Origin of the sequence: Nocardia shimofusensis NBRC 100134 (assembly GCF_001613125.1) — a bacterium.
GTDB classification, from domain to species: Bacteria; Actinomycetota; Actinomycetes; order Mycobacteriales; family Mycobacteriaceae; genus Nocardia; species Nocardia shimofusensis.
This window is the reverse complement of sequence record NZ_BDBT01000012.1, coordinates 135,516-157,358: the sequence shown is the minus strand read 5'-3', so window position 1 is coordinate 157,358 and position 21,843 is coordinate 135,516. Positions and strand designations below refer to the sequence as shown.

21 protein-coding genes are annotated in these 21,843 nt (G+C 69.6%); 9 read left to right on the top strand and 12 right to left on the bottom strand.

All coding sequences use genetic code 11. The features are described 5' to 3' along the window. Nucleotides 1-3 precede the first annotated feature (3 nt). The 4 genes from NS3_RS15755 to NS3_RS15740 all read right to left on the bottom strand — a co-directional run bounded on the left by NS3_RS15755 (nucleotide 4) and on the right by NS3_RS15740 (nucleotide 4,910). A complete protein-coding gene (locus NS3_RS15755; protein ID WP_067860265.1) occupies nucleotides 4-1,956 on the bottom strand; it encodes a vWA domain-containing protein in 1,953 nt (650 codons plus the stop codon). Further along, nucleotides 1,953-3,383, bottom strand: a complete 1,431-nt coding sequence (locus tag NS3_RS15750) for an ATP-binding protein (protein ID WP_067860263.1) — start codon at nucleotides 3,381-3,383, stop codon at nucleotides 1,953-1,955. Before NS3_RS15750 ends, NS3_RS15755 begins: the two co-directional genes overlap by 4 nt. Before the next feature lie 10 nt (nucleotides 3,384-3,393). Then, nucleotides 3,394-3,885 carry a YcxB family protein gene (locus NS3_RS15745; protein ID WP_169811647.1) on the bottom strand — a complete coding sequence of 164 codons (492 nt, stop codon included), beginning with the start codon at nucleotides 3,883-3,885 and terminating at the stop codon, nucleotides 3,394-3,396. Between the two features lie 80 nt (nucleotides 3,886-3,965). Beyond that, entirely contained in the window at nucleotides 3,966-4,910 is a 945-nt protein-coding gene (locus NS3_RS15740) for an alpha/beta fold hydrolase (protein WP_067860259.1), read from the bottom strand. Between the two features lie 360 nt (nucleotides 4,911-5,270). Here NS3_RS15740 and NS3_RS15735 point away from each other — a divergent pair, with 360 nt between their 5' ends. Continuing rightward, nucleotides 5,271-5,723, top strand: a complete 453-nt coding sequence (locus tag NS3_RS15735; protein ID WP_067860257.1) for an SRPBCC family protein — start codon at nucleotides 5,271-5,273, stop codon at nucleotides 5,721-5,723. 91 nt (nucleotides 5,724-5,814) lie between these two features. Here the strand turns inward: NS3_RS15735 and NS3_RS15730 are convergent, their stop codons facing one another. From NS3_RS15730 to NS3_RS15705, 6 genes are all read right to left on the bottom strand, one after another. Further along, on the bottom strand, nucleotides 5,815-6,366 hold the full coding sequence (locus NS3_RS15730; RefSeq protein WP_067860381.1) for a hypothetical protein: 552 nt from the start codon (nucleotides 6,364-6,366) through the stop codon (nucleotides 5,815-5,817). 103 nt (nucleotides 6,367-6,469) lie between these two features. Next, on the bottom strand, nucleotides 6,470-7,981 hold the full coding sequence (gene mhpA, locus NS3_RS15725) for a bifunctional 3-(3-hydroxy-phenyl)propionate/3-hydroxycinnamic acid hydroxylase MhpA (RefSeq protein WP_067860255.1): 1,512 nt from the start codon (nucleotides 7,979-7,981) through the stop codon (nucleotides 6,470-6,472). Then, nucleotides 7,978-8,169 (bottom strand): hypothetical protein, encoded by a 192-nt coding sequence (locus NS3_RS15720; protein ID WP_067860253.1) that lies wholly within the window; start codon nucleotides 8,167-8,169, stop codon nucleotides 7,978-7,980. The genes mhpA and NS3_RS15720 overlap by 4 nt, the downstream gene beginning before the upstream one ends. Next, nucleotides 8,166-10,049 (bottom strand): acyl-CoA synthetase, encoded by a 1,884-nt coding sequence (locus tag NS3_RS15715; protein WP_067860250.1) that lies wholly within the window; start codon nucleotides 10,047-10,049, stop codon nucleotides 8,166-8,168. Before NS3_RS15715 ends, NS3_RS15720 begins: the two co-directional genes overlap by 4 nt. Continuing rightward, the gene (locus tag NS3_RS15710; protein WP_067860248.1) at nucleotides 10,046-10,972 is read right to left on the bottom strand and encodes a fumarylacetoacetate hydrolase family protein; all 927 of its coding nucleotides are present in this window, start codon (nucleotides 10,970-10,972) and stop codon (nucleotides 10,046-10,048) included. The genes NS3_RS15715 and NS3_RS15710 overlap by 4 nt, the downstream gene beginning before the upstream one ends. Then, complete coding sequence (locus NS3_RS15705; RefSeq protein ID WP_067860246.1) at nucleotides 10,969-12,102, bottom strand: VOC family protein; 1,134 nt, start codon at nucleotides 12,100-12,102, stop codon at nucleotides 10,969-10,971. Before NS3_RS15705 ends, NS3_RS15710 begins: the two co-directional genes overlap by 4 nt. Nucleotides 12,103-12,236: 134 nt before the next feature. On the opposite strand from NS3_RS15705, the gene NS3_RS15700 reads away from it, so the two are divergent. The 3 genes from NS3_RS15700 (at nucleotide 12,237) to NS3_RS15690 (ending at nucleotide 14,401) form a co-directional block, all read left to right on the top strand. Then, on the top strand, nucleotides 12,237-12,875 hold the full coding sequence (locus tag NS3_RS15700; RefSeq protein WP_067860244.1) for a TetR/AcrR family transcriptional regulator: 639 nt from the start codon (nucleotides 12,237-12,239) through the stop codon (nucleotides 12,873-12,875). Between the two features lie 112 nt (nucleotides 12,876-12,987). After that, entirely contained in the window at nucleotides 12,988-13,404 is a 417-nt protein-coding gene (locus NS3_RS15695) for a nuclear transport factor 2 family protein (protein WP_067860242.1), read from the top strand. Nucleotides 13,405-13,522: 118 nt separating this feature from the next. Then, nucleotides 13,523-14,401, top strand: a complete 879-nt coding sequence (locus NS3_RS15690; RefSeq protein ID WP_067860240.1) for a MerR family transcriptional regulator — start codon at nucleotides 13,523-13,525, stop codon at nucleotides 14,399-14,401. Nucleotides 14,402-14,475: 74 nt separating this feature from the next. Here the strand turns inward: NS3_RS15690 and NS3_RS15685 are convergent, their stop codons facing one another. Next, entirely contained in the window at nucleotides 14,476-15,147 is a 672-nt protein-coding gene (locus NS3_RS15685) for a fasciclin domain-containing protein (protein ID WP_067860238.1), read from the bottom strand. Nucleotides 15,148-15,454: 307 nt separating this feature from the next. Here NS3_RS15685 and NS3_RS15680 point away from each other — a divergent pair, with 307 nt between their 5' ends. Next, a complete protein-coding gene (locus NS3_RS15680; protein ID WP_084495600.1) occupies nucleotides 15,455-16,384 on the top strand; it encodes a MerR family transcriptional regulator in 930 nt (309 codons plus the stop codon). A 55-nt stretch (nucleotides 16,385-16,439) separates the two neighbouring features. Continuing rightward, a complete protein-coding gene (locus tag NS3_RS15675; RefSeq protein WP_245649639.1) occupies nucleotides 16,440-17,564 on the top strand; it encodes a polyprenyl synthetase family protein in 1,125 nt (374 codons plus the stop codon). Nucleotides 17,565-17,619: 55 nt separating this feature from the next. Here the strand turns inward: NS3_RS15675 and NS3_RS15670 are convergent, their stop codons facing one another. Then, a complete protein-coding gene (locus NS3_RS15670; protein WP_067860236.1) occupies nucleotides 17,620-18,834 on the bottom strand; it encodes an NAD(P)/FAD-dependent oxidoreductase in 1,215 nt (404 codons plus the stop codon). Between the two features lie 248 nt (nucleotides 18,835-19,082). Between NS3_RS15670 and NS3_RS15665 the strand changes: the two genes are divergently transcribed. The 3 genes from NS3_RS15665 (at nucleotide 19,083) to NS3_RS15655 (ending at nucleotide 21,839) form a co-directional block, all read left to right on the top strand. Then, nucleotides 19,083-19,568, top strand: a complete 486-nt coding sequence (locus NS3_RS15665; RefSeq protein WP_067860234.1) for a nuclear transport factor 2 family protein — start codon at nucleotides 19,083-19,085, stop codon at nucleotides 19,566-19,568. Between the two features lie 136 nt (nucleotides 19,569-19,704). Continuing rightward, on the top strand, nucleotides 19,705-20,418 hold the full coding sequence (locus NS3_RS15660) for a response regulator transcription factor (protein ID WP_067860232.1): 714 nt from the start codon (nucleotides 19,705-19,707) through the stop codon (nucleotides 20,416-20,418). Next, nucleotides 20,415-21,839 carry a HAMP domain-containing sensor histidine kinase gene (locus tag NS3_RS15655; protein WP_084495587.1) on the top strand — a complete coding sequence of 475 codons (1,425 nt, stop codon included), beginning with the start codon at nucleotides 20,415-20,417 and terminating at the stop codon, nucleotides 21,837-21,839. Before NS3_RS15660 ends, NS3_RS15655 begins: the two co-directional genes overlap by 4 nt. Nucleotides 21,840-21,843 lie beyond the last annotated feature (4 nt).

Below are 21,843 nucleotides of genomic sequence, written 5' to 3'. Positions count from 1 at the left end.
GCTTCAGCCTCGCCGTCCCCGCAGGTAGTCCGACACCACCGCGGCCCCCAGTCCGTCGAGGTCCGGGGCGATCACCCGGCCCCCGCTGCGGCGCGCAACCAGATCGACGAACGCCTCCAGGCGGGGATTCTCACCGAGCATGAACACCGACACCGAGGCGCCCAGCTTCGCCAGCGAATCGACCTGGGCCATGGTCACCGCCAGGGTGCGGGGGGCCGACGGCCACTGGAAGTACGCCTCGCCGTCGGGTTCCAGGTGGGCGGTGGGCTCGCCGTCGGTGACGACCAGCACGACCGGCACCGCGTCCGGGTGCCTGCGCAGGTGACGGCCGGCCAGCAGCAGGGCGTGGTGCAGATTGGTGCCCTGTTCCCACACCGCGTCCAACGCGGTCAGCTCGCCGATGTCGACGGTCGTGGCGTGGCGGCCGAAGGTGATGAGATCGAGTGCGTCGGAACGGAATCGGGTGCTGATGAGCTGGTGCAGCGCCAGCGCGGTGCGTTTCATCGGCACCCAGCGGCCGTCCTGCACCATCGACCAGGAGGTGTCCACACACAGCGCGACCGCCGCGCGGGAGCGCTGCTCGGTCTCCATGATCTCCACGTCCGTCACGTCCAGCCGCACGCTCCGGCTGCCTGTCGAGGCCGAACGCAGCACCGCGTTGCGCACCGTCCGCGACACGTCCCACGGCTCGGTATCGCCGAACCGCCAGGCCCGCGACGCCCCGGTCGGCTCTCCCGCCGCTCCGGCCCGGGCGGTATCACGTTCACCGCGCCTGGCTCGCAACTGCCCGATCACGTCCCGCAGCGCCACCTCGCCGAGGCGACGTAATGCCTTGGGCGTCAACCGGAGCGACCCGTCCGGCGCGCGCTCGAACAGGCCCTGACGACGCAGTTCGCGCTCCAGTTCGGCCAGTCGGGCGGCGTCCACGCGGGCGTCCTCGCCGAGGTGGCGGGCCAGCGCCTCCAGGTCGATGTCCTCGAGCTGAGCGCCCGGATAGGCCTGGGAGAGTTGTTCGGCGAGGGCATCCAGCTCGGCGAGGTCCTGCAGAGCCTGCGCGCCGTCACCCATGCCGAGCGGGTCGTCGCCGCGGAACCGGCGCGAGGAGTCCCAGTCGGCGTCGGGGCGCAGGTGCCGCAGGTTGGCGTCGAGCGCGCCGACCTGCTCGGCCAGCCGGGGATCGCCGAAAGCCTGATCGATGAGCTGCTCGAGTTCCGCGCGCTGCTGCTGCGACATCGAATTCATCATGCGTTGCGCGGCGGCGGCTCTGGCGGCGAGCGCGTCGATCAATTCCTCGATGTCGCGGGGGTTTTCGGGGAAGAACTCACCGTGCTCGGCCATGAACTCGACGAACCGCTGCTCGACGTCTTCGCCGCGCGTGTGGGCGGCGAGCAGTTCGTTGAGGTCGGTCATCATCCGGCGGACCCGTTCGAGGTCCTCGGGGGTGGTGCTCTGCAGCGCCTGCTTCATGCTGTCGAACCGCGACTCGAGCAGTTCGCGGCCGAGCAGTTCACGAATGGCCTGATAGTTCTCCCGGCCGGTCTCGGACCGCCAGGGATATTCCGAGAGCTCGCTGACCGCCGCGGCGGTGCTCGACGGCAGGGCGTCCAGGCGTGCTTCGGCGAAGCGGGCGTCGTCGGAGGGGTCGGGGAACAGTGCGCGCCGTTCGGCTTCCAGCGCCTCGTCCAGCAGTTCGCGCACCCGGCGCAGCGTGCCGTCCAGCCGGTGATCACGGGTGATCGCGGCCCGTTTCTGCCACAACCGCCTGGTCAGCTCCTCGAGGCCGCGCATGTCGCGGGTGCCGCGGCGGAGCAGTTCTTCGAGCGCCGAGCGCGGCGAACTGCCCGCCATGACTTCCTGGCCGACCATGTCGAGCGCGGCGCGCAGGTCGACCGGTGGCGCGAGCGGGTCCGGTCCGTCGTGATACGGGCCGTAGGAGTAACGGTCGGCGCTGGTCATGGTCGGCGGTACACGGTGGCGCCGTCGGCGGAACCGCCGGTAGCCCCATCGGCGGAACCGCTGACGTCCTTGGCGATCTCGCGAGCGAGGAACAGCGACTCCAAAGCGAATTCGACCGCCGAGGCGATCCGTGCGGGTTGATCCGAAGCCTGAACGTCGAGCCGCTCGGCGACCTCGTGCAGCACCGGCAGTTCGGGCAGCGCGGACAGCACTTCCGCGCCGGGCACCCGGTCGCCGGTGGTCACCGGGTGGCCGGCGGCGACGGCTTCCACCAGCGGCCGCAGATTCAGCCCGCCCAGCCGGTCACGGGCGGTCTCGGCGAACGCACGGCGCAGCAGATGCGCGAGATGCTCCTGTTCGCGGCCTTCCTCACCGGACTCGAACTCCAGCTTGCCGCGCAACACCGCCGCCACCGAATCCAGGTCGACCGGCCTGGCCACGGCCGGATTCTCCCCGGTCAGCGCGGACCTGCGCAGCGCGGCGGCGGCGACCGTCTCCGCGGCCGCCACCGCGAACCGCGCCGACACACCCGAACGCTGGTCGATCGCCGGGGAGTCGCGCAGGTGCCGCACGAACCTGGCGAGCACCTCGATCAGCGGTTCGCCCACCTCCGCGACCAGATCGGCTTCCTGCCGGACCAGCGCGATCTCGGCGGTCACGTCCAGCGGGTAGTGGGTGCGGATCTCGGCGCCGAACCGGTCCTTGAGCGGGGTGATGATGCGGCCGCGGTTGGTGTAGTCCTCGGGGTTGGCGGTGGCCACCAGCAGCACGTCCAGGGGCAGGCGCAGGGTGTAGCCGCGGACCTGGATGTCGCGTTCCTCCATCACGTTGAGCAGCGCGACCTGGATGCGTTCGGCCAGGTCGGGCAGCTCGTTGATCGCGACGATGCCGCGATGCGCGCGAGGAACCAGGCCGAAGTGGATGGTCTCCGGGTCGCCGAGGCTGCGCCCTTCGGCGACCTTGACCGGGTCGACGTCACCGATCAGGTCGCCCACCGAGGTGTCCGGCGTGGCGAGCTTCTCGGCATAGCGCTGCGAGCGGTGCCGCCACGCGACCGGCAGGTCGTCGCCGAGCTCGGCGGCGAGCCTGCGTCCGGCCGTGCTGATCGGGTCGAGCGGGTGCTCGCCCAGTTCGGCCCCGGCGATCACCGGGGTCCATTCGTCGAGCAGGCCGAGCAGAGTGCGCAGCAGCCTGGTCTTGCCCTGGCCGCGTTCGCCCAGCAGGACCACATCGTGGCCCGCCAGCAGGGCCCGCTCGAGCTGCGGCAGCACGGTGCGCTCGAAGCCGACGATGCCCGGCCAGGGGTCCTCCCCCGCCCCCAGCTTCGCCAGCAGGTTCGCACGGATCTCGGCCTTCACCCCGCGCGGCCGGTAACCGGCCGCGCGCAGGTCGCCGACAGTGGTGGGGAGGTCAGTCGGAACCGTCACCCCATCGAAACTACGACGATTCGCCCGTCCGGTCGATATTTCCGCGCTCCGACCGCCCCGACTGCCGTTCGGCCTGCCACCTCGAGACGAAGTCCGCGAACGTCGTACGCTCCGCCTCGGTCATCAGATCCTTCGGGATGGGCACCGCCTGCAACTTGCCGAACATGGCGTACCAGACTTCGGCGGTCTCTTCCATGCGGTCGATCCCGGCCCAGCTCAGTCGCGATTCGGCCCGAGGCGCGGCCAAGGTGATCCCTTCCTCGTCGAGGGTCAGCTGCATGTCCTCCTTGGCGGCCGCGGCCTGGGACCGCATCGACCAGGCCACCGTCACCGGCACCATGCCGAACAGCAGGTAAAGGCTCGCAGCCAGCACGACGTAGGGCGCCCACACGACAGGGGTCCGGAACATCAGGAGGAGTATCCCCGCGAAAAGACCGACTGCGCCCACGAGGCGGGCGATCTTTGCCTGTCGCCCCACGAGGAAGGTGAGGGTGCGCCGCATCTGCCTCTCGTCGTAGGGAACCGACAGGGAAATACGCATCACGGCATCGTAAGCGATGCGGGCCGTACGGAATTGCCGTCTCAGGCCGCCACGTACCCGGCCCGGTCGCCCCGGCGCACCCGTGCCAGCAAGCGGGCCAGCACCTCGGCCACCTCGCGCGGCTGTTCGAGGATCACCGAATGCCCTGCGCCGTCGAGGATCACCAGCGACGAGCCGTCGATCCCGGCGGCCATCTCGAGGGCGTGCGAGGGCGGGGTCATCAGATCCGCCGACCCGCACAGCACCACGGTGGGGATGCGGGAGAGCAGCGGAAGTGCGTCGGTGCGGTCGTAGGTGAGGAAGGCGCTGAGGAAGCTGGCCATCGTGACGATCGAGGTCTCGTTGTGCATGGCGTTCGCGAGCGCGAGCACCTGCGGGCCGACCCGGCGGTTGCCGAACTCCGCCACCCGGATCACCGGCGCGAACAGCTTGCAGGCCAGCAACTTCGCGCGGTGCATCACGCCGGGCGCTCGCCGCACGGCGCGCTGGAACATCGGGATCGCCGGGTTGCGCAGCAGCCGCCCGAAGCCGGCGTCCGCGACACCGCTCGCCGCCGTCGCCAGCAGCGCGACCCCGACGATCCTGGTGCCGATCTCGTGCGGATTCTGCGCCGCGTAGGTGAGCACGGTCATCCCGCCCATGGAATGCCCGGCCAACACGACCGGCCCGGACGGTGCGAGGGCGTCGAGCACCGCACTCAGGTCACGGCCGAGCTGGTCGAGGTGGTAGCTCTGATACGGCGCGGCCGCCGAGGCGCCGTGGCCGCGATGGTCGTAGCAGACCACCCGCGCACCCGCGTATTCGCGCAACAGCGCGTCGCGGACATCGGCCCAGGATTCGGTGCGCAGGCAGTGGCCGTGCGCGAGGACCACGGTGAGTTCGGCGTCGCGCGGTCCGTATTCCCGCACCGCGAGCGCCACGCCGTCGTCGGCGACGACCGTGACGCGACGCCCCGGCGAGGCGGCGATCATGCGGGTGGTGGACATTGCGGGCTCCGATTCCTGGACGACTGGAATCCCCACTCTCCGGCAAATCGGCGCCGCGCATCAGGGGCCTCGGGTGCCGGGAACCTTCCCCGAGGTGGAGTGAATCACCACCCCAGGTGGGGTCCGGTGGTTCGGCCGGAGATCACCGCGAGCCCCGTCCGACCTCGGGACACGACCGACACGAGAGCGGCAAACGGGCCGACCGGAACGAGCACACACTGCGATCAGGGGAAGCGAGAGTGACTGCGCCCGACAAACGCTCACATCTGCGCCCACGAGAATCTACTATGTGATGTAGTAGTTCGGAGACGGCGAGGCGCGACTTCCCGTCCGACGAACCCATCGACATCGGGGGGACTCATGGAAACGATCACCGTCGAGCGCACGATCGCCGCCCCACCGCAGGCGGTCTTCGATTGGATCAGCAACGCCCACAACTACACCCACACTCCGTTGGTGCTACACGAGCGCCTCACCACGTCCGGGGCGGAAGCCCCGTACGGGAGCGGGGCGGTGCGGTTCCTCGTCTGGGCCGTCGGGCTGTTCTGGGAACGCATCACCTCCTACAACCCGCCGCACTCCTTCGACTACCACGTCTACCGCAGCATTCCGCCCGCCGACCACCGGGAGGGTCGAGTGAGCTTCACCGAAACCCCCGAAGGCACCCACGTCGTATGGACGACCACCGTCCAGCTACGCCTCCCCTTCGGCGCCTTCCTCACCCGCCACCTGGCCCGCCCGCTGCTCGCCTACGGCTTCCGCCGCGTACTCGACGCCGCAGACTCGGAACTCACCGCACCACGAACCAGCTGAACCGCGCGACCGGGCGCCAGGGGCGGAAAACACCGGGCCCCGAGCAGATTCGACTGCTCGGGACCCGATTCGCCACGAGAGATTCGAGGACTCACCACATGGGCACCGGGGTGCCGCCCAGCGGGTACCAGCCGGGCAGCTTTCCCCCGGAATTCACTACGCGATCGATGCGCTTGTGGATGCCGGGTGTGAGGTCGCCGTTCTTGATCATCTCGGTGAACAGCGCGGTCACGTTGCCGTAGTCGAAGAAGTCGCGCTGCCAGCCCCACTGATAGTCGCCGGCATATTTGAACCAGCTGCCCTGGATGCCGTTGAGGGCGTAGTTCGTTCCGTCGGGGCGCTTGACGTCGCAGATCTGCTTCCACAGGCCGATCATGTCGCCGGTGGCCTCGTCGACGACCCAGGACTGATAGGGGTAGGTCCAGCCGTCCAGGCCGTCCATCTCCAGGCCGATGGCGTAGTCGCGGATCTCGTCGCGGCCGACCGCCATGAAGTCGTGCTCGAGCCCGTAGTTCCAGCCGTAAGTGGCGTCCTCGGTGTAGAACTCCGCCAGCGGCCGCCAGTCACCTGCTTGTTCGCACTCGTCGTTCGCCTGCAGCCAGCGGCGGATCATCTCGTCGAGTTCGGCGCGGGGATAGGACATGAACATCTGCTCCGATCTGTGCAGCGGACTCCGGGCGCTCGAGGGCGTTCCAGACAGCAGCGATCACGGTACACGCCGTCGGTACACTTGTATAGACACGTGTCTAGAGCATCGTGGGCAGCCATGTGTGCAGGCTCGACAGAGAGCGCCCGGCACGCAGGACCATCCGGTCGGGGCGGACGATCGCAGCGGTGGCATGCCCTTCCCTCAGCCACCGGGCAAGGCCCGATCCGGCCTTCGCCTGGATCACGACGCCGCCGCGACGTTCGATCTCGTCCCGCTGACCGTCGGTGGGCCGGACGGTCGTCACCACCAGGAACCGGCCGGGCGCGACCTCGTCGAGCCGGCGGCCTCGCTCATCGACAGCAGGGTTCGGGCACAGTGTTCCGGCCAATCCGCGCCGGAACGCGGCACGATGGACGAAATCGGACTCGCGCAACGCCGGCGTGACGCCGTCGGCAACCTTCGCGCCGACCCCCTGGACCCGGCCTGCCAGGCGAACGAGGCGGCGCCGGAACAGCTCGCCGAGGACACCGCCCTCCGTCATCGCCCGGCCGAGGGTCGCCGCCAGCCGGATCATGGCTCTCGCGTGCGGTTTCCGTTCCTGTTCGTAGGTTTCCAGGCGATCGGGATCCAGCGCGCCGTCGAGGACGCCGGCCAGCTTCCAGGTCAGGTTGAACGCGTCGCGGAGGCCGGCCCCCATCCCCTGCCCGATGAACGGTGGAGTGAGGTGCGCGGCGTCGCCGAGCAGGAACACGCGCCGGTCCCGCCAGCGGTCGGCGACCTGGGCGCGGAAGGTGTACTCCGCGACCCGGATCAGTTCGAGGCCGGAGCTGTCGATCTCCCCCGTCCACGGTGCGAGCAGCGGCCGGAGATCGGCCAGTGTGCCGTAGTCGGCGGCACTCTCTCCCGCCCTGAGCCGGAACTCCCACCGGTAGCGCGTGTCGCCGATTCGCATGTAGGTGGCCGCGCGGTCCGGATCGCACACCTGGTGTACGCCGTCCCAGTGGCCCAGGTCCGCGGACGTCGCGATGTCGACGACCAGCCAGCGCTGCTCGAAGCGCAGATCCTGCATGCGCGAACCGATGGCCGCCCGGACGACACTGTTCGCGCCGTCGCATCCGAGCACGTAGTCGGCATGGGCGACGGCGCGCTCGCCGCCTGCCCGGTCGAGGTAGTCCACCCGGACGCCCGCCTCGGTGTGCACGACGTCGGTGACCTCGACGCCGCCGCGGAAGGTGATCTCGTCGTACAGCGGCAGGGCCGCCCGCAGCATCCGCTCGAACTCCGGTTGATCGAACATATTGGCCCGGGGAAAGCCGTTCGCGGACTCGCCCGCGTCGCGCCGGAACTCTGCCATGACTTCGCCGTCGCGGCCGACCAGCCGCAGACCCGCGGAGGGCCGGGAGATGCGAGCGAACTCGTCGGCGAGACCGACCCAGGCAACGATGCGATACACCTCGTCGTCGAGGTGGACGGCGCGGGGCTGAGGGTAGACCTCGTCCCACCGGTCCAGCACCAGGCAGTCGATCCCGTGCCGGGCCAGTGACAGCGCGGCGGTCAGTCCGGTCGGTCCCGCCCCCACGACCACGACGCGATGGTGCGAGATGATCACGACGCCGCCTCGATGACGAACAGCGCGAGGCAGACGGCCGCCGCGAGGCCGAACACCAGAGCGGGGGCCGACGTCGCGACAAGGTCGCCGGTCCGGGCGTGGAAGGCGACCGCACCGGCGAGCTCGGCCGCGCCCGTCGCCGCGAACAGCACGGCGACCAGCGCGGACACCACGACGAGAACGATCACGAGACCTCCTCGGTCCGCCAGGTGAGCGGGTAGCGATCCAGCACCTCGCCTACCGCTTCGCGGTCGCCGCCCTGTTTCACGGAAACGACGACGATCACCGCACCGTCCTCGACGAGGCCGTCGACATGCGCGACGCCGGCCACACCGGAGAGGGCGTCGCCGGCGACCCGGCGCGCGGCGTCGGCCCGCAACGCGAGCTTGTACGGCTTGCCGACGGCGGTGACCGGGAGCGCGTCGACAACCGTGACCGCCTTCGGCGCGGCCGCGGGTTCGGCCACCCGCTGCGCGGCCCATACACGCAGTTCGTCGGCCCTCACCTGCGCGTCTGCCGCCACCGTGACATAGGCGACCGGGATCTCCCCGGAGTGGATGTCCGGGCAAGCGACCGCCGCCGCACCGGTGACGGCGGGATGCGCGAGCAACGCGTCCTCGATCAGCGCGGGATCGATATTGTGTCCGCCCCGGATGATCAGATCCTTGACTCGCCCGGTGAGGTACACGAAGCCGTCGTCGTCGATGCGGCCGAGATCACCGGTGTCGAGCCTGCCGTCGCGCAATGCGCCGAGCCCGTCGAGCCGGTAGCCCGACTCGTCACGGCCGGTCACGTAGCCCGCGAACACGGTCGGTCCGCTGATGACGAGGGCGCCGGTCTCACCCGGCGGCAACTCGGTCCAGCCGTCGTCCGCCACGCGCATCGCGGTGATCCGCTGATACGGCATCCGCTGCCCGACCGCGCCCGGACGCGACGCGCCGACGAAGCCGCGCGCGCTGGCGCAGGTGGCCTCGGTCAGCCCGTAGCCCTCGACCAGCGCGACGCCGGTGTGTGATTCGAAACCGGAACGCACCGCGGCGGGCAGCATCGAGGCGCCCACCATGCATGCCCTCAGACTGGAGATATCCGCGTCGACCGGGCAGTGCGCCAGCACCGAGTACACCGTCGGTACGGCGCTCATGGCGGCGATCCGATAGTGCTCCACGATTTTCCAGAACTCCGCGTACACGACCGGGTCGCGATAGCCCAGCGGGCCCGCCCACACCACGGACTGCCCGCGGAACAGCGGGGCGAGGACCGTGACGACGAGCGCGTTGACGTGGAACAGCGGCAAGCCCGCGAAGATCGTCGAATCGTCGTCGAGGACGGAGTTCGCCGCCATCATCCAGGCATTGGCGACTTCGTTGGCGTGGGTGTGGGCGGCGAGTTTCGGGGTGCCGGTGGTGCCGCCGGTGTGGAACAGCGCAGCCAGGTCGTCGGCGGCGGGAACCGTTCCGGTGAAACAGCTTTCGTCGCAGCCGGCCGCGGCGGCGGTCAGATGCGCCACCCGCACACCCTCGAGAGGTGGCAACGCCACGGCCTCCGCCGCGCCGGTGGGGCGCAGCGCCAGCACGATGTCGACCGCACCGGCTCCGGCGAGTTCGCGCGCGGTCACCCAGGCATTCGCGTCCAGCTCGGGACCCGCCGCGATCAGCACCCGCGCACCCGAGCGGCGCAACAGTTCCCGGATGTGATCGACGGACAGGCCAGGATTGATCGGCGCGGCGATGCCCGCCAGTTGCGCCGCCTGCACGGCGGTGATCAGCTCGTCGCAATTGGGTGCCAGTAGCGCGACGGCGTCACCGCGCCGGACACCGAGCTCGTGCAGCAGGTTCGCGGTCCGGTGGACGTCGGCGAGCAGGGTCGCGTAGGTGCGCCGCACGGGTTCGCGCCAGCGCGCTGCCTCCGGCAGCGTGATCAGCGCCGTACGTTCGGGCCAGAGCTCGGCCGCACGAGTCAGCAGCTCGTAGTTCGAGGCGGGAAGTCCCCGTTCCGTCAGGGGGATCGATTCGATGGCGGCCAGATCGTCGGGATGGTCGTAGGCGGGCCACCAACCGGAGTGACTCATCGGGCATACCTCACTCGCGTGCGCTGCGTGCCGAGATCGAGGGCACGGTCAGGGGTGGCGGCGGTGAGTTCGACGACGTCCCCGTCCTGCAGGTACTTCCGGTTCTTCGCCTGAGTCTTGAAGAAGCTGTTCCACTTCACCGCGGGCGGCAGCAACGAGCCGATGATCTCGATCGGCTTGGCCGGCGCGCGCAGAGCGGTACCGCCGGGAGTGCCGGTCAGGACGAGGTCACCCGCGTCGAGCCGTTGGAATCGGGACAGCGCCCGCAGTGCCTGCAGCGGCCGGTAGATGATGTCGTCGCCGACCGTCATGTCCTGCCGGATCTCACCGTTGACCCGCAGGGTCAGGCGCAGATCGGCGAAGCGGTCGAAGTCGCCGTCCTCGAGCAGCACCAGTTCGGGACCCGTAGGAGTGAAGGTCGGGTACGACTTCGCTTCGTAGAACTGGGTTTTCGGAAGCTGCAGGTCGCGCGCGGAGATGTCGTTCGTGATCACCAGCGCGGCGACCACCCGCTCGTCGACGGCGGTGCCGACGGGCACGGCTTCGCCCACGACGAGCCCGATCTCGATCTCGTAGTCGAGAAAGCGGACGTGCTCGGGCTTGACCACGTCGTCGAACGGGCCGCTGATCGAGCCGGAGGTCTTACGGAAGAACGTCAGCGGCACGGTTGCCGGGTCCATGCCCGAGTCCTTCACGTGCGAGGCGTAATTGGTCATCTGGGCGACCACCCGGCAGGGCGCGGTGACCGGGGAGAGCAAGGTCAGCTCCTCGACGGGAACCGACTGCCCGCTCGACGCCGCCCGGACCGCCGCGCGGTCGGCCAGCAGTTCCGCCGTCGTGGTGGCGGCGGTGTCGACGCGGGCCGCGCCCTCGGGGGTTCGCACCCACCAGCCCTCGGCGGTGCGGAGAACGGAAACGCTCATGAGGAAGCCACTTTCATCAGACCGCGAAGGCGGTGGAGGTCGAATTCGTTGTCGCCGCGCAGCGTGCTGAGAGCCGCGCGGGCTTCGTGGAGCAGGCCGGGTCCCGGCGTGATGCCGAGGAAGTCCTTGGTCGCGGGCGGCCCCCATTGGGCGAGGCCGGAGGCGGTCATGGGGGCCCAGCCGGGTTCGAGGGTGTTGTCGAACAGATCACCGTCGCTGTAGTGCTCGACCAGGAATCCGTCCGGATCGCGCCAGTAGTCGAAGATCTGGCTGCCCTGGATGTGCCTGCCGATCCCCCAGGACCGCCGGTACCCCTGGTCGAGTAGGTATTCCCCGCCCGCTGCCACCGCGTCGAGGTCACACACCTCGTAGGCGGAGTGGACGTAGCGGTTCGACGGGCCGAGCGTGAGCGCCAGCGTGTGGTGGTCCGCCGGTGTGCTGCCGCGATCACAGCGGAGGAAGCTCATGACGGGCCCGCGCTCGCGCTGGCCCTCGTAGAAGAGGAAATCGCTGACAATCAACCCCAGGTGCCGCAGGTACCAGTTCAGCGTCTCCAGGTACCGGGTGCTCTGCAGCACGACGTGCCCGAGCCGCCGGACCCTGGCCGGTTCCCGGGGCGGACGCTGGGTCGCGTTGATGCGGGCGATCCGGCGTCCGGTGTTGAACTCGTGCGACTGCTGCCCGGGCAGTTCGGGCAGCCGGTGCATGCCCGCCACCACCCGCACCGCGCTTCCGCTCGGATCGGTCAGGTCCACCGCGACCCCGCCCAGCGTCTCCGGCAGCGGCCGGACGGTCCGTCCGGTCGCCTCCGCCAGCCGCGTGACATCGGCGGTGTCCGCCGCGGCGAAGGCCGCACCCACGAATCCCGATCGTGCCGCCCTGCGGACGATCACGCACGGCGATCCCTCGTCCGTGCCACGCAGCTGCAATTCGTCCGCGGTGCGCAGGACGGTGGTGAACCCGAACGCCACGGCAAAGGCCTCGGCCTTCACCAGGTCCGGTTTCTCGAACTCCAGCCAGGCCAGGTCCCGGATTTTGACGATCGGGGCGACCGCCCGGCCGGGATGTTCGCCGCGCAGCGCTCCCTGCTCACTGTGCAGTCCGGAATGCGCGTCGGGCGGTTCATTCATCGTGACAACCTCGGTTCATGACGAAATCTTCACTTAAGAAGAATTCGTCAGTCAATACTTTTGACGAAATCGTCAGAAATGCCGCGCGATGCTAAGGTCGGCTCGGACCCTCGACGAGAAAGAGAACGCCGCCCATGACCGACGGCAGCGCAGCCCAGCCGAGCCGTCTCGAGCGGCGCAAAGCCCGCACCCGTGCCGCACTCGTCCGCGCCGCGCGGACCTTCATCGCCGAGAACCGGATGAACGCTCCGGTCCTGGAGATCACCCGCGCGGCGGATGTGGGGATGGGCTCGTTCTACAACCACTTCGACAGCAAGGAAGAGCTCTTCCAGGCCGCCGTCGACGATGCGCTCGAGGCCCACGGCCACCTGCTCGACGAACTCACCGGCGAGGTCGACGACCCTGCCGAAGTGTTCGCTCAGGCCTTCCGGCTGACCGGTCGCCTGCACCGCGTCGAACCCGAACTCTCCCGGGTCCTGCTCGCCAACGGGCCTGCCCTCATGTCCGCCGACCACGGCTTGGCGCCCCGTGCCCTGCGCGACATCGAGGCCGCCGCGGCGGCGGGGCGATTCACCGTCGGCGACGTCCGAGTCGCTCTGGCCCTCGCCGCGGGCGCGGTCGTCGGACTCGGACAGCTCCTGCATTCCGAGCCCGATCGCGACGACGCCGAGACGACCGACGAGATGACCGTGGCGCTGCTGCGGGCATTCGGGATGACCGGCGAGGACGCTCGCGCCGTCTGCTCGCGGCCGCTGCCGGGCCTGCCGGGCTGAGGCCTCCCGCCCGGCCTGCCGGGCCGAGTCGCCGATACGGCCTCCCGCCCCCGCGAACACCGCTACCGTGACTGATCTGATCGATCGACCGTTCGACTATGCGAGGTGGGATATGCACGCTTTCCGGGCAGCCGTGGAGGCTCGTGACGAGGCCGCGATCGAGGCGTTGCTCGCCGACGATGTGGTCTTCACCAGTCCGGTGGCGTTCCAGCCCTACCCGGGCAAGCCGATCACCGCGGCCATCCTGCGCGCGGTGATCCGGGTCTTCGAGGACTTCCGGTACGTGCGCGAGATCGCCGATCCGGGCGGGCGCGATCACGCTCTCGTGTTCGAGGCGACCGTCGACGGCAAAAAGCTCACGGGCTGCGATTTCCTGCACTTCGACGAGGACGGCAAGATCGACGACTTCATGGTCATGGTGCGTCCGCTGTCGGCGGCGCAGGCCCTGGCCGAACGCATGGGTGAGCAGTTCGAGCGGATCAAGGCCGAGGCCGCGGCGCAATACGAGCGGGAGGCCGCCGGCCGGTGAGGCATCGCCCCGGGCCGGGTTCCGGCGTCGTGAACGGCTCCGGGCGCTTGCGGTACCGTGGGCCGACACAGAGAAGGCGCTGCGTCGTGTGAGCGGTTTCGCCGGCTAGGAGGGGGTTGTGACGCCGGACGATGATGTTCGGGAATCCGCTCCGGATTCCGGTGCGGCCGGATTCACGGTGCGGGTGGCAGCCGAACGCCTCGGGATCCCGACAGCGACACTGCGCAGCTGGACCCGCCGCTACGGCATCGGCCCCAGCCAGCAACGCCCGGGGAAGCACCGCCTCTACACCGAATCCGATATCGCGATCCTGGAGCGGATGCTCGCCTTGATCCGGGCGGGCGCGAGCCCGGCAGGCGCGGCGGCCGCGGTGACAGAACGACCCACCCCGCCGAAACGCGGGGATCGGCAGCCGCTGCTCACCGCGGCGTTCGCCCTCGATGCCCGAGCGGTGTCGGCGCTGCTCACCGCACATCTGGAGGCCTACGGCGTCTTCGACACCTGGGACCTGGTGTGCCGACCGGCATTCGCGGAGATCGTCGCGCGCCAACTGGGCGGCGAAGGGTGCATCGATGTCGAGCATCTGCTGTCCTGGTCGATCACGGCAGCGCTGCACGCCTGCACACCACCCACCGCCTCGGCTGAACCCCCGGCCGCGATACTGGCCTGCACGAGCGGCGAGACCCACGCGCTCGCACTGGAGGCATTGCGCGCCGCGCTCGTCGAGCGCGGCGTGAACGCGTGGATGCTCGGCGCCGACGTGCCGACCGCCGCCGTCGCCGACGCGGTCGCGCGTGTCGGCGGCGGCCCCGACGTGGTGCTGTGGTCGCACCAGGAGTCCACCGCTCTGACGTCGGCCGTTCGCGTGTGCGCCGACGCGGGCGCGCGAGTCTTCGTCGGCGGCCCGGGATGGGATCTGGCGATCCTGCCCGAGGAGGCGATTCCGGTCCTCACGCTCGCCGACGCGGTCGCCCGGATCGCCGGACCCGGCGACTGACTCCCGCGACCGCGCCCGAGTGAGGCGATGCGGGCGGGGCGACCGGCCCCGCCCGCATCAGGGCGCCGCGTCTATCAGCCCTCCGCGGGCGGCGTCAGGACCTGATCGATGAGATAGACCGTGGCGTTGGCGGTCTGGATGCCGCCGCAGACCACGGACACGTCGTTGACGGCGATCTCGTCGCCGTCGCGGGTCACGGTGACGTCGGATCCCTCGACGGTGGTGTGTGTGCCGGCGACGTCGTCCGGTCCGACCCGGCCGGGCACGGCATGGTAGGTCAGGATCGCCGTCAGGGCCGCCGAGTCCGTCTTCAGACTCTCGAGCGTGGCGGGGTCGAGCGCCTCGAACGCGCTGTCCACCGGCGCGAAGATCGTGAACTCACCGCCGTCGAGCGTGGCGGCCAGGTTGACCTGCGGATTGAGCTGACCGGAAACCGCCGCGGTGAGCGTGTTGAGCAACGGGCTGTCGGCCGCGGCTGCCGTCACCGGTTGCGTGGCCATCGACTCGAGGGAACCGGGACCGCTCGGCACCTGCTCGGCGTAGGCGGCACATCCCGGGCCGACCGGCGCGGCCGCGGCGGCCTGCCCCTCTTCCGTCGTCATCGTCATGGTGGTCGTCATCGCACCGGTGGTCGTGGTCATGCCGTCCGATGTCGACGTGTCGTCGTCGTCGCCACAGGCGGCACTGGCGATCGCGACCGCCGAGAGCGCCGCGATCAGTGCCACGCGGGATTTGCGAGTCCTCATGTCATGCCTTTCTCGAAGGGGCGGGGCGTCGTGTCCGGTCTGTCGCGCCCCGTGAACAATGTGCCCACTGCATCGATAGTGCATCATTTGGCGAGTATTGTGAAGCCCGCGGGTGAAAACCCCGCCGACAGCGATTACCCACACACATCCGAGCAACACCACCGATATCGAGGAGACCGTCATGCCGTACTTCGCCACCACAGGCGCGCTCGGATGGCCGGCGCGGGTGGACACAGAGCCGCCGGAAAGCGAATCCGCCGAGTCGGCGAGGTGAGAACGGAAGACCTATGCGGCGAAAGGGGTGGACATGACCGAATCCGGCCCCGAGGCCGGCGGCGATCCCGAGGCCGGGCTGACCGTCAGCGCGGTCGCCCGGACTCTGGGCATCCCGGTCGCCACGCTGCGCAGCTGGAACCAGCGCTACAACCTGGGACCGTCGGGTCACCGCCCGGGCAGCCACCGCGCCTACGCGCCGCACGACATCGCGGTCCTCACCCGGATGGTCGAGCTGGTCAGAACGGGCGTCAGCGCGGCCAATGCGGCGACCGCGGCCCGAGCCGCGGCCGATCCCCCACCCGAGCTCGGTGATGTGCGGGCGGTCCTGACCGCCGCGGAAGGCCTGCACGCCGCCGACCTGCTCACCCTCCTCACCGCCCATTTCGCGCACTTCGGCGTGGTGGACACGTGGAATCGGCTGTGCCGGCCTGCCTTCGCGGATCTGGTGACCCGCCAGCTGCGCGCCGAGGGATTGGTCGACGTGGAGCACGTGCTGTCCTGGGCGATCACCACCGCCCTGCACCGCACGGCGCCACCGATGCGCGAGACGCAAGGGGCCACCCCGGTACTGCTGGCCTGCACGGCGGGCGAGAACCATGTCCTGCCGCTGGAGATCCTGCGCGCGGCGCTGGCCGAGAGCGCGATCCCGTCGCTGATGCTCGGCGCCTCGGTCCCCGACACCGCCCTGGCCGACGCGGTGGCCAAACAGCCCCGCGACCCGGTCGTCGTGCTGTGGTCGCAGGCCGAACGCACGGCCCAGGGCACGACCGGCATCACCCCGGCGCCCGCACAACTGCTGCTGGCCGGACCGGGATGGGCCGGGACGGACCCGGGCGAAGGAGCCCGGCGTGTTCACACGCTCGAAGACGCCGTGGACCACATCGACCGCGCGGTACGCGCCACCCGCGGAACAACCGCCGAGCAGCCGACCGAACCGCCGAACCGGAGAGTAGACAGATGACCAACTTCGATTCAGAATCGATGCATATTTCACCGAGATGTGTCAGGCTCGAACGGTGAACGCACAACGAACCGCGCAGCTGTCCCGAACCGCGCAGGTGCCACGAACCGACGAGCCCGCCGTCGGCGAACCGGCCTGGTTCGCGCGCGTAACGGATTCGCTGCGGACCCACACCGTCGAATTCGTGGCCGCGCGCTGCGCCGAGGAGTTGGCGACGCTCGGCTTCGACGAGCCGATCCGCGCGGTGGGCAATATCGTCGCGGGCGGCAAAGGTCTGCGGCCGACATTGATGTATCTCGGCTGGCTGTGCGGCGCCGCGGAATCCGAGGCCGCGTTGCGCGCGGCGGCCAGTCTCGAGTTGTTGCACGCGTTCGCACTGCTGCAGGACGACGTGATGGACGAATCCGACTCCCGCCGGGGCAGTCCGTCGGCACATGTCCGGCTGGCACGCCGGCATGCCGAGGAGAAGCGGTCGGGGTCGTCGTCGCGCTTCGGGGAGTCGGCGGCGGTGTTGCTGGGCGATCTGTGTCTGGTGTGGGCCGAACGGATGCTGCGCGAAAGCGGTGTCGACGCGGCGGCACTGGCACGCATGTGGCCGCACTACGACGCGATGCGCACCGAACTGGCGGTCGGGCAACTCGCCGACCTGCTCAACGACGCGGCGCGGCTGCCCTCGCTGGATCAGGTCCTCGACATCGCGCGACGCAAATCCGGGAACTACACCGTGCGCAGGCCACTGGAGCTGGGTGCGGCGATGGCAGGCTGCACCCCGCAGGTGATGGAGGCGCTCGGCGGCTACGGCACACTCATCGGCGAAGCCTTCCAGATCCGGGACGACCTGCTCGGCCTCTTCGGCCACCCCGCGGTCACCGGGAAGCCCGCGGGCGCCGACCTGCGCGAACGCAAGGCGACCACGGTCATCGTCCTGGCCGAGCACTTGGCCTCCCCCGCTGATCGCGCTCGGCTGCACGAGTTGTGGGGCCGCGACGAGTTCGACGACGAGGCGGTGACGACGGCCCTGACCGTCATCGTCGACAGCGGCGCGCCGCAACGCGCCGAAGAGATGATCGCCGATCGGCTGCAGCGCGCGGAAGCGATACTCGGCGACAGCGGTCTCGATCCCGCCGTCACCTCGGCACTACGGCGAATGGCGCAGCTGTGCACCGACCGCTCGCACTGAACGGCACTGCCCGATCGGTTCGCGGCGGCGGTGCATGGGCGTCGGCCGGAGGGAATCACCGGCCGACGATGCGCCGATCATCCGGCGGTGAGACGTCCGTGACCGCCGTTTCGGCAGCGTAGATGTCGTTGTAGAGGCGCAGCGCGTTGTCGCGCAACTCGGTGAGGCCGGAACCGGCGAATCGATCCACGGCGAGTCCGGCCGGGAGATCACCCCCGCCGACGAGTGCGTCGGTGAGCGCGGCAGCAGCGCCCGCGGCGTGCGTGACCCAGATCGCCTCGGCGATCCACACACCGTCCATGCCGGGATGTCGACCGAGAAAGGGCATGTTGTCGGGCGTCATCGCGAAGACGCCGTTGACACGTTGCGCGGGAGCGAATCGGGCTTCCGCACGCAGCAACTGTTGGGCGGCGGTGACGACCTCGCTGAACTGTGCCGGCCACGGCAGCCCAGCGCCCCCGTCGAGGTCGCCCTGCGCCACCGGCACCGGTCGATGCTCGTAGCTGCCGATACCGAGCCGGTCACCGTGGACGCGCGCATAGGTGTGGTGCTCGGCCCACCGGACGAACGGCCCGGGCCGATGAGCGGCGGCTGCCCCGGAATAGACGTAGGGGTGGGCCACGGGGAACAGCGGCAGTTCCAGCCCGGTCCACGCCGCCGCCGTCGGTCCCCAGACGCCGCCCGCCAGTACGACGTCGTCGGCGTGGAACACCTCACCCGAGCTGGTCGCCACGACGAGTCTCCCGTCCACTCGATCGAGCCCCACCACTTCTCGGCCGGGAAAGATGTGCGCGCCGCGCGCGATCGCGTCTCCGCGCAGGGCGTCCCAGACCGGGACCACGTCGGCCGACCCGTCGTCGGAAAACAAGCCGGCGGCGACAACTCGGGTCGTGTCGACGAACGCCGCTACCGAGTCCGGCAATCGCGCGGCGTCGAGCAGCCGGGCCTCGAGGTCCGCCGACCGGGCGGCATCCACCCGCCGCGCGACCTCCTCGGCACCCGCGGCGGTGGTGGCGAGTTCGAGGCCCCCTGTCCGCGTGAATCCGGACGGCGCGCACTCGGCGTAGATGTCGGCGGATGCCCGGGCGAACGCGGTCAGCACCGGTGCGTCGTTGTAGAGGCCGACGAATCCCGGCGCGTACGCGGTAGAACCGAGAGCTCGGCCCGGAAACCTGTCGAGCACCGTCACATGCACGCCACGGTCGGCGAGTTCTCGCGCCACACCGATGCCGACTATTCCGGCTCCGACGACGACTACCTGTCGAGTCACCTCGCCGCTCCCCTCGCTCTACCACCGAAAACACGCAACTACCCGGTATTTCGCCGGGTAGCGCGAATGGTAGAGACCTGGCCGAGGTGGGCCGCCACCCGGTGCTCACGGCGGTCGACGAGGTCCGCGGCGCCGACGCCGGTAGTAGACACTGAGCGGAGTGCTCGCGGTCCGGCCGGGCCGATACCGGTAGAACGGGACGAGGCCCCCGCCACAACGAGGGCCCGCACTCTCCCGAAAGGACCGCTATGACCGACACCGCCGACCTGGTTGCCGACCTGCTCGACCGGGTGCGAACCCTCGAGGACAAGGCCGCCGTCCACGAGGTGCTCACCGCCTACGGTCCCGCCGTCGACGCCGGTGACGCCGAGGCCGTGGGCCGGTTGTGGGCCGAGGACGCCGTGTACGACATCGACATCCGGGTGATGCGGGGACGCGAGGCGATCACCGAGATGGTCCGCACCGCACCGCATCAGGACTACATCCACGAGGGATGCGGGCACCTGCTCGACCCCGTCCACATCCGTGTGGACGGCGACACCGCGGTGGCGACCTGCCATTCGCTGCTGTTGCGCCGCAACCCCGACGAGGATTCGTTCCGGGTGTGGCGCGTGAGCGCCAACCGTTTCGAACTCGCCCGCATCGACGGAAGGTGGCTCATCGAACGCCGCACGGCCCGGCTGCTCGACGGCAGCGCGGCCGCACGCGACCTGCTCGGCCGAGCCGCCGGCTGAACCCGCCGAGCCGGCCGAGCCTCGAGCTGACGCGGCTGAGCCGAGGCCGCCGCTCGTGGTGCTGGTGTCGTCCTGTTGTACTGGTCGGTTCGCGGCTGCGTGAGACGGCCGCGACTACGGGTGCGAGGATCGATTCATGACCGTCCGCCTGCTGATCATCGAAGACGACGACCGGGTGCGAGAAGCGTTGCGGCTGGCACTCGAGGACGAGGGCTACAGCATCGATGAAGCGCCGGACGCGGAGTCGGCGTTGAGGAAACTGAGCTACTCGGGCCCACCCGACGCACTCATAGTCGACCTCATGCTCGGCCGGATGGATGGATTCACCTGTATCCGCGAAGTACGCCGCGACCACGACGTACCCATCATCGTCGTCAGCGCTCGCGACGACACCCACGATGTCGTGGCTGCCCTGGAGGCCGGCGCCGACGACTACGTCACCAAGCCCTACGAGATCAAGGAGATCACCGCACGCCTTCGCGCCCTGCGCCGCCGCTCCACTCCGGTACCCGGCAGCCGCGAAGCTCCACGCGACCTCCACCTCGACACCGACGCCGAGGCCCCGCTGATCCTGTCCACGGGTAGCGGCACCGTCCGACGCGGCGATGTGGAACTACATCTCACTCTCACCGAATACCGCCTTCTGTGCGAACTCGCCGAATCGGCGGGCCACGTCCTCAGCCGTCGCGCACTGCTCGAACGGGTATGGGACCACGGATTCTTCGGCGACGAACGCATCGTCGACGTGCACATCCGCCGACTACGCACCAAGATCGAGCGCGATCCCTCGGATCCTCGGATCATCATCACGGTGCGCGGGCTCGGATACCGGCTCGATCTCGGTCGATGATCGGCCGCGGCATCGGACTGCGCAAGCGGGTCATCCTGTTCTTCGGGCTCGGCGCCGCGTTGATATCGGTGATCCTCGCGATATCGGTCTTCACGATCAGCCGCGGCTACATGATGGGGCAGCGCGAACGCTCGGCCGAACGGCAAGCGGTGACGCATGCGGAACTGCTCAGGAATGTGCTCGCGGTACCCGGCACGGCACCGGCGGACGCGCTCGGCGCGATCGACCCGCCGATCGACACGGTACTTCTGCTGCACTGGCAGGGCGAGTGGATAAAAACGTCCTCGGCGGATCCCGCGGATCTGCTTCCCGCGCTGGACCCGACCGAAATCAGGACGGAGGCAGTGACGGTTCCGACGACAGTGCACGGTCACCCCTACCTGGCGGTGGCGATCCCTCTCGGACCGGACGGCGACGCCTTGTACGAGCTCGCACCGTTGACCGAGTTGCGCGCGACCCTCCGAATACTGCGCCTGGTGCTGATCGCCTGCGCCGCTGCCGCCACGCTCGCAGGCTCCCTGCTGGGATTCTGGGCCGCAGGCAGGGTCCTGGCGCCACTGCGGCAACTCGCGGGCACCACCGGGCGGATCGCGAGCGGCGATCTCGACAGCCGATTGCCCGACCGCGACCCCGAATTGGCCGTCATCGCCACATCATTCAACACCATGGTCGACTCGTTGCAGCAGCGCATCGAACGCGAACGCCGGTTCTTCGGCGATGTGAGCCACGAATTGCGGACACCACTGACAACGTTGATCACCAGCGTCGCGATTCTGGCGCGAACCCGTGACGATCTTCCCGAGCGTTCGGGCCGCGCACTCGATCTGATCACCGATGAGTTGTCCCACCTGTACAAACTCCTCGATGACCTGCTGGCGCTGGCCAGGACCGAGGCGGGTCTGCACCAGGACGCGCTCGAGGCATTCTCCTTGGAGGAATTGATCACACACACGTTGACGAAGGCCGAACGCTCCCCCGAGTTGCTGACCGTCGTCGACGACAGCGTCATCCTCGGCCACAAACTCGTCTTGGAGCGCGCGTTCGTGAATCTCATGGACAACGCGGACCGGCACGGTGGCGGCCTCACCGCCGTCACCGTCCGTCGGGTGGGCGCTCGCGCGGTGATCGACTTCGATGACGCGGGCCCCGGCGTAGCTCCCACCGACCGACTGCGGATCTTCGAACGATTCGCCACCAGCACAGTGGGACGACGGTCGACGACCGGGACCGGAACCGGACTCGGGCTCGCCTTGGTCGCCGAATCCGTCTCCGCACACGGGGGGAAGGTCGAATGCCATGACCGTCCAGGTGGCGGAGCCCGGTTCACCATCACATTGCCCGCCGAACCCGGCCCCGCCGATCCGGCCCCCACATCGATGACGCCGAATCAGCGAAACCGTGGCCGGAACGCCGACCGATGAACGT

Excerpts from the sequence above, each read along its gene's own strand:
- NS3_RS15755 (WP_067860265.1), bottom strand. The coding sequence starts at position 1,956 with ATGACCAGCGCCGACCGTTACTCCTACGGCCCGTATCACGACGGACCG.
- NS3_RS15745 (WP_169811647.1), bottom strand. The coding sequence starts at position 3,885 with ATGCGGCGCACCCTCACCTTCCTCGTGGGGCGACAGGCAAAGATCGCC.
- NS3_RS15740 (WP_067860259.1), bottom strand. The coding sequence starts at position 4,910 with ATGTCCACCACCCGCATGATCGCCGCCTCGCCGGGGCGTCGCGTCACG.
- NS3_RS15735 (WP_067860257.1), top strand. The coding sequence starts at position 5,271 with ATGGAAACGATCACCGTCGAGCGCACGATCGCCGCCCCACCGCAGGCG.
- NS3_RS15730 (WP_067860381.1), bottom strand. The coding sequence starts at position 6,366 with ATGTCCTATCCCCGCGCCGAACTCGACGAGATGATCCGCCGCTGGCTG.
- NS3_RS15715 (WP_067860250.1), bottom strand. The coding sequence starts at position 10,049 with ATGAGTCACTCCGGTTGGTGGCCCGCCTACGACCATCCCGACGATCTG.
- NS3_RS15710 (WP_067860248.1), bottom strand. The coding sequence starts at position 10,972 with ATGAGCGTTTCCGTTCTCCGCACCGCCGAGGGCTGGTGGGTGCGAACC.
- NS3_RS15705 (WP_067860246.1), bottom strand. The coding sequence starts at position 12,102 with ATGAATGAACCGCCCGACGCGCATTCCGGACTGCACAGTGAGCAGGGA.
- NS3_RS15700 (WP_067860244.1), top strand. The coding sequence starts at position 12,237 with ATGACCGACGGCAGCGCAGCCCAGCCGAGCCGTCTCGAGCGGCGCAAA.
- NS3_RS15695 (WP_067860242.1), top strand. The coding sequence starts at position 12,988 with ATGCACGCTTTCCGGGCAGCCGTGGAGGCTCGTGACGAGGCCGCGATC.
- NS3_RS15685 (WP_067860238.1), bottom strand. The coding sequence starts at position 15,147 with ATGAGGACTCGCAAATCCCGCGTGGCACTGATCGCGGCGCTCTCGGCG.
- NS3_RS15680 (WP_084495600.1), top strand. The coding sequence starts at position 15,455 with ATGACCGAATCCGGCCCCGAGGCCGGCGGCGATCCCGAGGCCGGGCTG.
- NS3_RS15665 (WP_067860234.1), top strand. The coding sequence starts at position 19,083 with ATGACCGACACCGCCGACCTGGTTGCCGACCTGCTCGACCGGGTGCGA.
- NS3_RS15660 (WP_067860232.1), top strand. The coding sequence starts at position 19,705 with ATGACCGTCCGCCTGCTGATCATCGAAGACGACGACCGGGTGCGAGAA.
- NS3_RS15655 (WP_084495587.1), top strand. The coding sequence starts at position 20,415 with ATGATCGGCCGCGGCATCGGACTGCGCAAGCGGGTCATCCTGTTCTTC.